Source organism: Paenibacillus shunpengii (assembly GCF_042684905.1).
Classification (GTDB): Bacteria; Bacillota; Bacilli; order Paenibacillales; family Paenibacillaceae; genus Paenibacillus; species Paenibacillus shunpengii.
In genome coordinates this window covers 2970893-2985692 of the sequence record NZ_JBHUMJ010000002.1, presented here as the reverse complement: position 1 = coordinate 2985692, position 14800 = coordinate 2970893, and the positions used below count along the sequence as shown (strand labels likewise).

General features: G+C 46.4%; 9 protein-coding genes. All 9 read left to right on the top strand.

Annotated features, from left to right (window positions below):
- Positions 1–28: 28 nt before the first annotated feature.
- Positions 29–2752: an S-layer homology domain-containing protein gene (locus ACFSVM_RS13865; RefSeq protein WP_379262775.1), complete on the top strand. Its 2724-nt coding sequence runs from the start codon at positions 29–31 to the stop codon at positions 2750–2752.
- Positions 2753–2841: 89 nt separating this feature from the next.
- Positions 2842–3546: an endonuclease III gene (nth, locus tag ACFSVM_RS13860; RefSeq protein WP_076312839.1), complete on the top strand. Its 705-nt coding sequence runs from the start codon at positions 2842–2844 to the stop codon at positions 3544–3546.
- A gap of 17 nt (positions 3547–3563) precedes the next feature.
- A complete protein-coding gene (locus ACFSVM_RS13855; RefSeq protein ID WP_047911189.1) occupies positions 3564–3833 on the top strand; it encodes a hypothetical protein in 270 nt (89 codons plus the stop codon).
- Between the two features lie 196 nt (positions 3834–4029).
- Positions 4030–7746, top strand: a complete 3717-nt coding sequence (locus ACFSVM_RS13850; protein WP_090724008.1) for a dynamin family protein — start codon at positions 4030–4032, stop codon at positions 7744–7746.
- A gap of 263 nt (positions 7747–8009) precedes the next feature.
- The gene (locus ACFSVM_RS13845) at positions 8010–9785 is read left to right on the top strand and encodes an ABC transporter ATP-binding protein (RefSeq protein ID WP_076312837.1); all 1776 of its coding nucleotides are present in this window, start codon (positions 8010–8012) and stop codon (positions 9783–9785) included.
- Positions 9778–11631: an ABC transporter ATP-binding protein gene (locus tag ACFSVM_RS13840; protein ID WP_076312836.1), complete on the top strand. Its 1854-nt coding sequence runs from the start codon at positions 9778–9780 to the stop codon at positions 11629–11631. Before ACFSVM_RS13845 ends, ACFSVM_RS13840 begins: the two co-directional genes overlap by 8 nt.
- A 134-nt stretch (positions 11632–11765) precedes the next feature.
- Positions 11766–12953 carry a formate-dependent phosphoribosylglycinamide formyltransferase gene (purT, locus tag ACFSVM_RS13835; protein ID WP_076312835.1) on the top strand — a complete coding sequence of 396 codons (1188 nt, stop codon included), beginning with the start codon at positions 11766–11768 and terminating at the stop codon, positions 12951–12953.
- Complete coding sequence (locus ACFSVM_RS13830) at positions 12943–13398, top strand: GNAT family N-acetyltransferase (RefSeq protein ID WP_076312834.1); 456 nt, start codon at positions 12943–12945, stop codon at positions 13396–13398. The genes purT and ACFSVM_RS13830 overlap by 11 nt, the downstream gene beginning before the upstream one ends.
- A 295-nt stretch (positions 13399–13693) precedes the next feature.
- A complete protein-coding gene (locus tag ACFSVM_RS13825) occupies positions 13694–14461 on the top strand; it encodes a CAP domain-containing protein (protein ID WP_076312833.1) in 768 nt (255 codons plus the stop codon).
- Positions 14462–14800: the final 339 nt, after the last annotated feature.

Sequence of the window (14800 nt, the reverse complement as noted above, 5' to 3'; positions counted from 1 at the left end):
TGTGCACGTATAGAGAGGAGAAGTAATCTTGACTTTCAAACCTAGCAATATCAATGCCAAGCATTCCAAAAAAATGGTATCTGCCATGCTCGCCAGTCTGATGGCGCTGAGTGCCGGTGCGGGAGCAGCGGGAGCTGACACAGCTCCCGCTGCTGTAACAACGGCGGCTCAAGGCGCATTCAGCGATGTAAAGAGCGGATACTGGGCCGAAAAGCATATATACAAGCTTGCATCCCTAGACATCTTGGTGGGAGACAGAGGGCTGTTTAGACCAGGAGATGCAGTAACCAAGCAGGAAGCTGTGACGATCGCCATTCGATTCATGAACCAGAAATCCAACCTGCCTGCTGGCAGCAGCATTAAATTGCCTGAAGGCATTAGCACGAGTGAGTATGCCAAATCCTATGTATCTCTTGCTTTTGAACTGGGCCTCTTAGAGGAAGCAGAGGAAAGCAAGGAGATTTTAGAAAAGCAAATTTGGGGACAACAGGCAGCTTCGAGAGAATGGATCGCGAAGCTTGTTATCAGAGCCATTGGTAAAGAAGCCGAAGCAAACGCTGGAGGAAATGCGAATTCGAGCTTTGCTGATGACAGCCTAATTACGGCAGCGAATAAGCCTTATGTCAATCTGGCAGCAGAGCTTGAGATTGCGCAAGGAACAACAGGTAACAAATTTAATCCGCAAGGCACTGTAACAAGAGCAGAAATAACTGCGTTTTTCAACCGCGGAAGTGAATACACCGATTATGAGTATGACAATCAGTACAAAGGATACATAACCGAACGAACAGACAGCAAATTAACTTTGTACACAGGCAGTGAGTATGTAAGCTTTACAGTGAATCCAGCTACAGCGTTTTATAATAGTTCATCTTCATCCAAAATCGCACCATCTGACATTAAGCTGTACACACAAATCGTTGTGTCAGGTTCTAATTCCAATGCGGCTTATGTGGAGAGCATGAGTGATACACCTCAAGTTGAAGTCATCGAGGGAAGCTTTGAACGTCTAACCGGCAGCAAATTATGGATGTTCACGGGGAATACGTATCAAGAGTTTGCATTTACAGACCTTACCGTGTTTTATGATCAGAATGGACAAGTCATCAAGCCAGAGGATATTACCGCAGGCAGCATCGTTGAATTACAGCGGGAAACCTTTACCTCTGCCAAAAATCCGGTTGTTGTACAAGTTAAATCCGGGATGGTGAACAAATCGGCAGAAGGTACCATTCAATCTATTGATTCAGCTGCAAGCACGGTGACTGTACTCAACAGCACGGGTACTACGGATGTGTTAAAGGTGCAAGAAGGAACGACCGTCATTCGTTATCATAACGAGATTGTAGCGTTAACGGAGCTTAAAGCAGGAACTGTGATTAAGTATTCCATAAAAGACAGCGTTACCCAATCCATTGAGGTTACAGCCGGTGTCGAACGTACAGTGCGTGGAACCCTCTATGAGCTGGGCTCAAATCTATCAACCATTACTTACGATCGAAACGGCTCGCTTGAAGTAAAGCTGCTTGCACCAGATCCGCAAATCGTAATCAGTGGGATCGATACTCCAAAGCTTACAGATTTACTTGCTGACAAAACCTCTGGAGATGAAGTAGAGCTTACACTGAATGCAGAGGATCAAGTGACCAAGATCCAAGTGCTTAATCGCCAGATGGAGCCGCTGAATATGGTTACGGTTGTATCCTATAACAGCAAGACCAAATTACTGACGGTGCTTGATTCTAACCAGAAGCCGCATGTGTTTACACTAAATGATGCAACAAAAGTAGATTACAACAGCACCAAGCCGACGTTATCCGGAATTGAGCCTTATTTGACGGACGGAAGAAAAGTGAACTTAACCACGATTGGTACACGTGCGCTTTCCATTAGCATTGTGTACAAATACGAAGGTACGGTGTCGGAGATTAATACCTCTTCCAAGATAGTAAAGCTGATTCAATCTAATGGGCAAACCATCAGCATTCCATATCAATCAACACCAACAGTTGAATTATATGGCAAAGCTTCGGCGTCCTTGTCTGATGTAAGTATAGGAGATCAGGTGACAGCAATGCTTAGCAGCAATCAGGACAACTTAAGCAAATTGTATGTCAAATCGGCCGCTCAATTTGAGGTCGTATCACTGAATACTTCAAATTATCGGGCAGAAGTGAAAAAAGACGGCGTAACGAGCTCCATATATGTGGATAGTCTACCGATCACGAATGATAACGGTGCAGTCATTAAGCCTTCGGATCTTCAGAAGGGGATGCTGATTAACGTATCTTTTGATGGTTCTTCTCCAACGGCTGTATCTGTAGTTAAGCAAATATGGGGCGAAATTAGTTCCATTAATGGTGGAGTTGTAACCTATAAGACAACGACTGGTTCAAATGAGACGATAAATGCGGGAAGTAAAGTGAAGGTTGTAAAGAACGGTACTACATCGAGCAGCATGAGTACACTGATTGAAGGCGACCATGTCATTGTGACTAAGGATGCTGATGGAACACCTGTATTCCAGGTGCTGACACCGCTCAGCAAAACGTTCTGGAAATACAATGCTGCAGCAAATGAATTACAGGTCAAGCGTGCATCCATGACAGATAATAACTATCGCTTTAATTTGTCACCAAATGTTTACATTCATGAAGGAGACACGACTTTAAGCGTGCAATCTCTCAAAGATAATGATAATATTGTAGTGTATCTGCTCAATAATGTAGTTATCGAGATTTCTAAACAGTAGTCATTTCTTTAAACGGCAAGCGAAAGAATGACCGTCTTGATACGGACCAAACGTATCAAGACGTTTTTTTTGTGGGAGGTAAGCTCTTCATGAATGCAGCGACAGTACGTCACATTCTTGATACGATCGCAAATATGTTTCCAGACGCTCATTGTGAATTGAACCACAGCAACGCGTTTGAACTCACCATTGCTGTATTGTTATCTGCACAATGTACGGATGAGACTGTGAATAAAGTGACAGCCGATCTATTCCAGAAGTACAAAACACCGGAGGATTATGTCTCCGTCCCGCTCGAAGAGCTCGAGCAGGATATTCGGAGAATCGGATTGTACAGGAACAAGGCAAAGCATATACAAAATTTGTGCCGGATTCTAATTGAACAGTACAGAGGAGAAGTTCCTAGCAAGCATGATGAGCTGGTTCTGCTGCCGGGAGTGGGCCGTAAGACAGCGAATGTGGTCGTTTCAAACGCATTCGGAGTCCCGGCCATAGCGGTAGATACCCATGTTGAGCGTGTATCGAAACGGTTGGGATTGGTGAATTGGAAGGATTCGGTGCTTGAGGTCGAGAAAAAGCTGATGAAGAGAGTTCCAATGGATGAATGGACGCTTACGCATCACCGTTTGATCTTCTTCGGTCGATACCACTGCAAAGCACAGGCTCCCAAATGCCAGGTGTGCCCGCTTCTCGATGTATGCCGAGAGGGCAAGAAGCGTATGAAAACGTCCCAAATCAGGAAAGATAAGGAACGTAGTTCATCTGCTTTACCTAAAAAAATTGCAAATGAATAGTAGAGGATGAGTTAATCATGAAATGTATTTCCGTGTATACTGACCAATTTGAAGCTTTTTCTGATATTTTTGAAGAGATCGTTTCAACTGAAATGAGCGAAAATGAAGAAAAAGAAATCGAGGGCATCACAGTGAGTCATTCCGGAGATGTACCTGAGCATTACTTGGAGCGCATGTCTCAGAAGCCTGAAGTAGTTGTTATGAAGGATAAGAGCAGAAATATTACCATTCTTCAGCATGGACAAGTGTTCGAAATCCTGCTTCCTGCGATGGAAAATGCGGTATAACGAAACGATTAAAGCTTAAGCTATTCAATAGCTGAGCAGCTATAGGCAACAGATTATACATTGACCGGGCACCTTTCACTAGGTGTCCGGTTATTTGGTATGAAGAACAATTTGAGCCGCGATGGTTCATTTCTATCAAGGTCAGTGATAAAATATACATATTTAACGAGATGAAGAGAAGGAGTCTTTAGAGGACATGCTGACGAGTGTAAAGAGACAGAACGACGATTTGCGTATGCGTTTACAAGATTTGCAGAAGCTCTTCCTAGACCATGATGATTCGAAAGCTGCAGCGTCAATTGCTGATCTTGAGGGAAAGGCGGAGGAGGGTGAACTGACCCTGGCTTTTTGCGGACATTTTTCGGCAGGAAAATCAAGTCTCATTAACCGCTTATGCGGCAAAAAAGTGCTGCCTTCGAGTCCGGTGCCGACAAGTGCAAATGTCGTAGCCATCCGGAATGGTCCGAGGCAAGCGAAGATTCATCGAACTGCACCCATATCGAATCGAGGCGAGCTTTCGGATCAGCCTAACCAAAACATCGATGCGGTGAATGCTGCGAGTCCGGATCCCATTACGGTGTCACCTGATGAGCTGGACGAATACTGCAAGAACGGAGAGCAATATGCTTATATTGAAGTGTGGGAGGACGTAAAGCTGCTCCAGGAACGAGCAGTTCTGCTGGATACGCCTGGAGTGGATTCCACGGATGGCGCTCACAAGCAAGCGACTGATTCAGCACTGCATTTGGCGGATGCGGTGTTCTATGTGATGGATTATAACCATGTTCAATCCGAGAATAATCTCTCTTTTGCGAAAAGTCTGTCAGATTGGGGCAAGCCGCTCTATCTCATCGTCACTCAGATCGACAAGCATCGAGATGAGGAGCTGTCTTTTGGTGAGTACCGGGCTGCGGTAGAAGCTGCATTTAATGCATGGGAAGTCTCTTATGCTGGGCTGTTGTTTACCACTTTACGAAAGCCTGAACACCCATATAACCAGCTATGTGTCCTTCCGAACGTTATTGAGGAGCTCCTGTCTATTCGAACCGAGCTGTTGAATCACAGCCTGGCATCCTCTGCGATCCATATATCGAAACAATTTCTAATGAGATATGAGGATGGAAGAGAGGAGCGTAAAGCAAGGCTCCTGACAGAGCTCGGTGGAGAAGAAGGCGCCGCGAGGCTTACCGCCCGCAAGGAGGCGATTGAACAGGAAATCCAGGCTGTCACGGAGCTCCCGCAGCTTGAACTCAACCGGATTCGAGAAGAAGTGGATCGTCTGCTTCAGAACGCGAATTTGACGCCTGCTGATGTCAGAGAGGCTGCCGGTAAGTATATCGAGAGCCGTCGCCCTGGCTTTAAGGTGGGATTTCTTTTTTCGGCAGGCAAGACAGAACAGGAGAAGCAGGAACGCTTCAATCATTTCTGGTCCTTGTTCAGCAAGCAGGCTGAAGGTCAAGCGGCATTCCATTTGAGAACGATGCTGCGTCAATTAGGCAACGCACACGAGCTGTGGAATGAGGAGTGGGATCAGAAGCTGGATGAACAGCTGTACAGTATCGATGAAGGGCTAATCACCTCGAAAAGTACTCCAGACGGAACCGTAACGGGTGAGTATGTGCTGAATTATTGTAAAGAGCTTCGAGCCGAGCTCATTGCAAGGTATCGCAAGTCTGCACTGGAGCTTGCTGAACAGCTGCTGGAGGGCTTAAAGTCGCGGGCTGCAAATCAGCATGAGGTGTTGTTAAGGGAGCTGGAAGAGCTCCGCAAACAATTCGCTGCAGCCGAGGCGTTAACGGCGATCGAGCAGGAGATCGCCGCGATGTCCGCTGCCGTGCAGGCCCTGCTGCCGGCAAAAGACCAGCTGACCGCAGGTGTGCTGCCTGCGGTCCCAGACCCTGCTGTGCCAGAGAATCTCGGCACAGCCCCGGCCGGAATATCAGCCATGTCCACATCGGCTGATATTCCGGCCGCAGCACGCGAGCCCCGCACGAGGCTCGCGCATGCGCCCTTAGCCGCTCGCAGGCACGAGCGGCTAGCCGCTGCGGCAGCCGGCCTTACGCAGGCGGCTGCCCTTGCAGCCCCGTATACCGCCATGAAATCGGCGGTACGGGGGCTCACCGCCCGCGCAGCGTCTCTTGCGGGCGGTACCTTTACCCTGGCGCTGTTTGGTGCCTTCAGCGCCGGGAAGTCTTCCTTCGCCAACGCCTTGCTTGGCGAAGCGGTGCTTCCGGTATCGCCGCATCCAACGACCGCGGCGATCAACCGGATTATGGCGCCGGCCGAAGGGGCGGCACACCGGACGGCCCGGGTTGCGATGAAGACCCATGATGCCTTATGGCAGGACCTGACCTTCTCTTTTGATCTGCTTGGACTCGGGAAGGCCGAAGAGCATTCCTGGAGAGAAAAGGTTGCTGCGCTGACTCCCCAGCAGGTACACCCGGCAGGAAGACCTCACTACAGCTTCCTCAAGGCAGCAGCTGCTGGATACAATGAAGCAGAACCTAGGCTTGGAAGTGCCTGGATTGCCAGCATGGACGAATACCGTGCCTATGTGGCAGAGGAGAAGAAGTCCTGTTTCGTGGACTCAATTGATCTGTACTATAACTGTGAGTTGACCTCGCAGGGAATTATATTAGTCGATACGCCTGGGGCGGATTCCATCAATGCGAGACATACGGGTGTAACCTTTAATTATATGAAAAATGCGGATGCTCTCGTATTTGTCACTTACTACAATCATGCTTTCTCACAAGGTGACAGGCAGTTTCTAAATCAGCTTGGAAGAGTCAAGGATGCCAAATCACTGGATAATATGTTTTTTGTCATCAATGCAGCAGACTTGGCATCCTCGGAGGAAGAGCTGGAATTGGTTAAGGAGCATGTTACAAACCAGCTGCAGCATAATGGTGTACGCGTTCCTAAGGTCTATCCGGTATCCAGTCTGATGGCGCTTCAAGCCAAACAGCAAGGTGATGAAGCCAAGCTGGATGCATCTCGGTTCACTGTATTTGAACGTGCCTTTAGTCATTTTGCGGGGGATGAGCTCCCTGATCTTGCAATCCATGCAGCCAGCAAGGAAGTCGGTCATGTTCGACAGCGTGTAGAGCAGTGGATTCGTGATGCCCGTCAGGGAGAAGCGGAGCGCCTGGCCCGCAAGCAGAAACTGACGGATATCAAACAGCACGGACTTGAGCTATTATCGGCTTATGGCTCATCTAACAAGGATGCGGAAATTGCCCAGGAAATGAAAGAGCTGCTATTCCATGTCGGACAGCGTATCAGCTACCGGATGTCTGAGTTTATGTCTGAAGCTTTTCATCCATCTGTATTGAGAGAAGACCAAGGCGATCTTAAAGGGATATTCCATGCCTCGGGAAGAGAGCTTCTGCGAATACTGTATCTCGAAATTGAGCAGGAGCTGCTGGCTACAACGCTGCGGATGGAGAGCAAGGGTCAGCGGCTGACCCAAGAGGAAGCAGAACGAACAAGCAAACGACTCGCGGAAATATCGGATGGAATTCAAGTGTATTCCGAAGTTACAGGGCATTGGGACACACCAACACTCAAACGAACCGATGTGAAAGAGCCGATTGCTTGGAAAAATGTCTGGAAATATTTCAAAAATCCAAAGCACTTTTTCGAAGGTCCTGGGAGGAAACAGCTCCAGGCGGCATTGGAGCCGGAATTAAAAGCTCTTCTTCTTCAGGAGCTTGAACACAACGAAGCGCATCTGATTACGTACTTTCAGAATTTAACTCGTGCCTCTCTAATGGATCATAAAGAACGAATGGAAGAGCAGTGGTCCGAGGAGATCTCTGGTCTGATCGGTGCATTGGAATATGCAAGTGATATCCGTACACTGGAAGAGCTGGCCTCACAATTAACTCAAGTCCAGGAAAGTTTATTTTAAACTGTTTATTACCTTGAGAAGCATCCCTCCTTTCGGGGCAACCGAAAAGGGATGCTTTTATGTTGATATCACCTAGCTAAGCTGAGAATATCCGACTATTTAATTGAGAGTTGCCCATTATTTCCTGATATTGCCCTTTCAAACCAAAAGAAGCCTGAAAATGAGGTCTTTTTCGCTTTGCCGGGGGTTTAAGCCGGTGATAAACTTCATTAATGTTCATAAGATTTTATACAAGATGAGTAAGATTTTTGAGGAGGAGAAACATGGATGTTCTCAGGCAGCTGCAGGGCTTCTTCTGGTCTAAACGGAATTTGATGTTTATGTCTATTCTGTGTTTGGCCATTGCCACTGCACTCGGGCTCGTGTACCCGAACCTTCTACGCGTGCTGATTGATGATGTCATTACCCCCGGGAATTATGAATACGTTCCCATGCTTGCCCTATCGGTACTAGGTGTAGTAATCATCAAAGCATCATTTCAATTTTTACACGGATTTCTTGGTGCAAGACTAGGGAACTACCTGGCTTATCGTCTGCGGAATGCATGCTATGAGAAGCTGCAATTCTTGTCTTTCCGTTACTATGATACGGCCAAGACGGGTGACCTGATGTCACGGTTAACCGGAGACTTGGAGGCAATTCGTAACTTTATTGGATTTGGATTTGCCCAGATTCTCAATATGGTGCTTATGGTAGTCTTTGGAGCCGTTATGATGATCTCCATCAACTGGCAGCTGACATTACTTACCCTCATTTTTATGCCTGTACTGGTCATTGTCGCCTTGAAATTTGAAACCCAGATTCACCCCGCATTTCAGGAAATGCGGCTGGCCATGAGCTCTCTGACAACCGCTGTCCAAGAGAACATTACCGGAGTACGTACCGTTAAATCCTTTGCCCGAGAGCCTTACGAAGTAGATAAGTTCTCTCTTCGCAACGAACGCTACAAATCGAATCAAATATTCGCCTCCTCACTGTGGGCCAAATTCTTCCCAGTTATGGAGCTGCTGGCATCCCTCAGTGTTGTTCTGCTGCTTGTTATCGGAGGAAGACTCGTCATCCATCAGGAGCTGACACTAGGTGAGCTTGTTGCCTTCTTTAGTTTAATTTGGTACATAATCGGACCGATGTGGAACATCGGATTTCATATCAATAACTATACTCAGTCCAAAGCATCTGGTGAACGCGTGCTTGAGCTGCTAAACCAGCCCATTGACGTACAGGATGGAGAAGATCCTATTACACTGGTGCCGGAGCAGGTCAAAGGGCATGTCACCTTCGATCATGTTACGTTTGCCTATGGTAACAAAATTCCTGCTGTTGTGGATATCAATCTGGATGCACCTCCAGGAACAGTGGTCGGGTTTCTAGGAGGCACCGGATCAGGTAAATCGACGATTATCCAGCTGCTTATGAGAGCCTACAACATTTCGAGTGGAACGATTAAGATTGATGGAATAGACATTAATGATATGAATATCAAGAGCCTGCGCAGTCAGATTGCGGCGGTCTTTCAAGAAACCTTCTTGTTCTCCTCCAGTATCCGAAACAATATTGCCTACGGCATGAAGGATGTGTCGATGGATGAAATTATTCGTGTATCCAAGCTGGCAAAAGCCCATGATTTCATCATGGAGATGCCGTTAGGCTACGATACTGTTGTTGGTGAGCGCGGAATGGGGCTGTCCGGAGGACAGAAACAGCGGATCGCCATCGCAAGAGCGCTGCTGCTGAATCCGAAGATTCTTGTCCTCGATGATGCAACCAGCGCGGTGGATATGGAGACCGAGCATGAAATTCAGTCCGGATTCCAGGAAGTGATGCGGGGAAGAACGACCTTTATTATCGCCCATCGTATCTCTTCGCTGCGTCATGCGGATGAGATCCTTGTGCTGAATGAAGGCCGTGTCGTTCAGCGGGGCACACATGAAGAGCTCATCAGCTCTCCTGGACAATACCAAGATGTATATCATATTCAATACGCAGATCATATTGCCCGCATCAAACGGGCGCCTGGAAAGCAGGTGACACATGAGTAACGATGCAGCTGTCGAAAAACAAAACATTCCCGGTGTGAAAGAGAAGAAAACACAGGAGCGCTTTGTTTATCAGGACGATGAAGTCATTGAAAAACCGTTTAACTGGGGTCAGTTTTCACGACTCTTTTCCTACATGAAACCTTACGCCAAACAGCTGCTTCCGATTGTTATTGTCATGATGGTGTTAGGAACAATTACAAAATTGACCGTTCCTTATCTTACCAGTCTGGCTATCGACAGGGCGATCGCTCCGACGGATGGAAGCAGTCCGAGTCTGACGCTGCTGTATTGGATCGCAGGTGGTATCCTGCTTCTCTATATTATCCAATGGGTAGCAGCCACAATCCGGATCAAATATACGAATATCATTGGTCAGCGGGTAATTTACGATCTAAGATCGGATCTGTTCAAGCATATTCAGAAGCTTTCCTTCTCGTTTTTTGATAAACGGCCGGCGGGCTCGGTTATGGTCCGGATTACAAACGACATTAACTCGCTTCAGGATCTGTTTACGAACGGGGTAGTCAATCTGCTGATTGACTGTGTTCAGCTCGTCGGAATTATTGTTATTCTGATGTTTATTAACTGGAAGCTGGGTCTTGCCGTCGTTCTAACAGTACCGCTCATGTTCTTTATTTCTACGAAATTACGGGTGAAGATTCGGCGGGCATGGCAGGACGTGCGTATGAAGAACTCACGTATCAACTCCCACTTGAATGAATCTATTCAAGGCATTCGTGTAACCCAAGCTTACACGCAAGAAGAAGAGAACATGAAGTTCTTTGATCAAATGAACATGACGAGCCGTAAATCCTGGAACCGTGCTTCCACGATGAACCAAGCGTTTGGTCCACTGATTGAAATTACGGGCGGAGTTGGTTCCCTCATTTTGTTCTGGTTTGGTGCTTATTTAATTCAAGAAGGAGAGCTAACCATCGGGCTTCTTGTTGCCTTTGCCAACTACGTCGGCAACTTCTGGGATCCGATTAACCGCTTGGGTCAAATGTACAATCAGCTTCTTGTAGCGATGGCATCTTCTGAACGCATTTTTGAATTCATGGATGAAGAGCCGGGCATTGCTGATAAACCAGGAGCGAAGCCGATTCCGACGATCCAAGGGAATATTAAGTTTGAGAACGTCATATTTGAATATGAGAAGGGACGGCAGGCTCTCAAGGGAATTGACCTTGATGTCCAGGCAGGTCAGTCGATCGCTCTAGTTGGTCATACGGGATCAGGAAAGAGTACAATCATCAATCTGCTGAGCCGCTTCTATGATGTAACGGAGGGCAAGCTGACCATTGACGGTTATAACATTCGGGATATTACGATCCGCAGCCTGCGCAGTCAGATTGGTATTGTGCTGCAGGATACGTTTATATTCTCAGGCACGATCCGTGATAATATCAGGTTCGGACGATTGAATGCGACAGATAAGGAAGTCGAGGCAGCTGCCAAAGCCGTCAATGCACATGAATTCATCATGAAACTGCCTGGAGGCTACGAAACGGAAGTGGAGGAACGAGGCAACGTTCTCTCCATGGGACAGAGACAGCTGCTGTCCTTCGCCAGAGCACTCCTTGCGGATCCTCGGATACTCATACTCGATGAAGCGACAGCGAGCATTGATACCGAAACCGAGCTTAAGATTCAAGATGCGCTGAAGGTATTGCTTGAAGGAAGAACATCGTTTATGGTAGCCCATCGCTTGTCCACCATTCGTAATGCGGACAATATTATCGTGCTTGATCACGGTGAAATTAAAGAACAAGGAAATCATGAACAGCTTATCCAAAAACAAGGGATTTACAATGGTTTGATCGAAGCGCAGTTCAGATTTTTGTAAATTTTATTCGCGAAATTTAAAATTTCCATGTAATATTCACAAGAAATAAGTCGAGCACTCTTGCATTATGTCTCAAGTTCCCCGAAAATAGAGAAATAGATATAGATTTCTCAGGTAGGGGGATTAGAGAGAAAATGTGGGGTGCTCCTTTTTCGGCAGAAACCAAAAAAATGCTGCTGCTTGGCAGCGGTGAACTGGGCAAAGAAGTCGTTATAGAGGCACAAAGACTGGGTGTAGAGACGATTGCTGTCGATCGCTATGACCATGCTCCTGCGATGCAGGTCGCCCATAGGTCCTACTGTATTGACATGCTGAACGCAGAAGCACTAAAAGATTTGATTCGAAAGGAGCAGCCTGATTTTATCATTCCCGAGATCGAGGCGATTGCCACAGAGGCACTCCTGGAGCTTGAACAAGAGGGATTTCGGGTTGTACCTACTGCAAGAGCAACTAGACTAACGATGGATCGTGAAGGTATACGCCGGTTAGCAGCTGAAGAGCTGGGCTTGCCTACGGCAGCTTATCGTTTTGCTGATAGTCTGGAAGAACTAGAGAAGGCAGTGCAAGAACTCGGCACGCCTTGTGTAGTCAAACCGCTCATGAGCTCTTCTGGTAAGGGGCAAACAGTATGCCGTGCTCCAGAGGAGGCATCAGCAAGCTGGAATGCTGCACTAGAAGGAGCAAGGGCTATAGCAACACGTGTCATCGTAGAAGCTTTTGTTGAATTTGAGAGCGAGATCACGCTGCTTACGGTTCGTTCCTCATCTGGTACTGTATTTTGTCCCCCCATTGGACACATACAGAAGGATGGAGATTATGTAGAATCGTGGCAGCCCCATTTCATGAACGAGGAACAGTTGGTCCAAGCACAGCATATCGCTAAGCGTATTACCGATGAGCTTGGTGGGTATGGTTTGTTTGGCGTAGAACTCTTCTTGACAAGAGAAGGGGTCGTATTCAGTGAAGTTTCTCCTCGGCCTCATGATACAGGGATGGTAACGATGGTTACGCAAGATTTATCGGAATTTGCCCTTCACGTAAGAGCAGTTCTCGGTTTTCCGGTGACGGGTGTTGAACTATTGACACCAGGCGCATCTGCAACGCTGAAGGCAGATGAAATTACAGCATCTTATACGATTCAAGGTGTTCCGGAAGCACTCGCCCTGCCTCGTACCCAGGTTCGCATTTTTGGTAAGCCTGAGACGAAGGTTGGAAGAAGAATGGCTGTTGCACTTAGTGCAGCCACCAGTGTAGAAGAAGCACGCGAAACGGCAACACAGGCCGCAAATTTGCTGAAAGTGGAGGTAAACCATGTTAAGTAATGTAGAAGCCCCAGTTCTGACCATTCGCTCATGTGAGAAGCAGGATGCAGAGTGTGTTACACATCTCATGCATGAGGTCAGCTATCCAACGACGCCAGGAGTTATGCGGGAGAGGATTGAATCTGCCCAGGTGAATGATAATACCTGTATGCTGGTGGCGGAAATGGATGGAGAGGTTGTAGGAATGCTAGGTCTGCAGTGTGTTCAATCGCATTCAGATCCAGAACAAGCGGCACAAATTACATCTTTGATTGTATGCAAAGCGCATAGAGGAGAAGGTATTGGCCGTAGACTTTTGGAACATGCGGAATCTTGGGCAAGCGAGCACGGCAGTCAGAAACTGCTTATTATCGAAGGCAATCGAGAACAGCATAAGCCGTCTTACAGTTTTTATGAGCATCTTGGCTTTACGAAACATGGATACCGGTTCAGCAAGAAGCTGTAATCCAAATAGATTATTTTATATGTCAGGCAGGTCCCTAATAAGACACTGCTAACTCAACCTAACGATCACGGATCGTTAGGTTTTTTTGTTTTCGCACTTTACGCAGATCGAATCTATAAAGTGAAGAGATAGAAAACTAGTAAAATTGAAACTAGCTGTCGAAATTATTACATTTTGGTTACGTAAATTTAATCTTTTCCAAAATTTATGGGTTAACAAATGTCGAAAGTGCTGTTATAATCCTAAGCATACCAGTTACAAAATTGTAATATTTAATACTTAGGAGCTGATATTTTTGAAGAGATCGTCTATTAAGAAAACTGTCATCGCTGGTAGTTTGAGTGCAGTTCTTGCAGCAGGAATGCTTCTGCCAGGCGCGGGTGTAGCTTCCGCTTCTCCAGCTAAGGATAAGCTCGAAAGCTATCAGCAATCCATTTTAGATTTCCTTAAGGAAAATGGTCATGAGGTGAAGGTTGACGGTAATACGATTACGATCGGCGGGAAAGTCATTACCGTTGGTGGTAACACAACTCAAAAACCGGATACAGGATCTAACGCAGGTTCGAATACTGGATCTGAAACAGGGTCTAGCAACGGTTCTAACTCCGGATCTAACACTGGTTCAAATACGGGATCTAATAGTGGTTCCAACTCTAACTCTGGTAACACTTCTACAGACTCCAGCTCTGTTGTATCCGCATATGCGAAGGAAGTTGTTGCTTTGGTTAACAAGGAACGTGCAGCAGGCGGTCTCAAACCGCTTACAATTCATACGAATCTGACAAAAATGGCCGTAGCGAAAGCGAAGGACATGAGTGACAACAATTACTTCAGTCACACATCTCCAACTTACGGTTCTCCATTCGATATGATGAAGACTTTCGGTATCAGCTACAGCTACGCTGGTGAGAACATTGCCAAAGGGCAAAAAACACCTGCTGAAGTAGTTAAAGCATGGATGAACAGTCCTGGACACAAAGCCAACATCATGAACAAAAACTTTACACTTATTGGTGTAGGGTATGTGAATGGCTACTGGGCTCAGGAATTTGTCGGAAAATAAGTTATTGTTGAATCTAATTTCATAACCCATGAACAAGGAATTATGAAGTTGCTTTAGTTAGTAAGGCTTTAAATGACCCTTAAGTCATCTCAAGCAAAATGCCATATTTTTTAGGTGCAAACATATTATGCTGTTGTTTTGGGATCTCCGTAACTGGAGGTTCTTTTTTTTGGACATTATTTGCAAATGGAGGCCTGAAGTTTTATGTTTATCATGAGAACCCATTTTACAATATGAAATTATTCATTATCGGGTTGTAAGTTTAGAGTCAAATTGGACGATCCTAATAATCCGGATTTTACATAAAACCTCATTTCGTACTTTTACCAGAAATTTTAT

Coding starts and splice junctions, on each gene's coding strand:
- nth (WP_076312839.1), top strand. CDS start 2,842: ATGAATGCAGCGACAGTACGTCACATTCTTGATACGATCGCAAATATG.
- ACFSVM_RS13855 (WP_047911189.1), top strand. CDS start 3,564: ATGAAATGTATTTCCGTGTATACTGACCAATTTGAAGCTTTTTCTGAT.
- ACFSVM_RS13850 (WP_090724008.1), top strand. CDS start 4,030: ATGCTGACGAGTGTAAAGAGACAGAACGACGATTTGCGTATGCGTTTA.
- ACFSVM_RS13845 (WP_076312837.1), top strand. CDS start 8,010: ATGGATGTTCTCAGGCAGCTGCAGGGCTTCTTCTGGTCTAAACGGAAT.
- ACFSVM_RS13840 (WP_076312836.1), top strand. CDS start 9,778: ATGAGTAACGATGCAGCTGTCGAAAAACAAAACATTCCCGGTGTGAAA.
- purT (WP_076312835.1), top strand. CDS start 11,766: ATGTGGGGTGCTCCTTTTTCGGCAGAAACCAAAAAAATGCTGCTGCTT.
- ACFSVM_RS13830 (WP_076312834.1), top strand. CDS start 12,943: ATGTTAAGTAATGTAGAAGCCCCAGTTCTGACCATTCGCTCATGTGAG.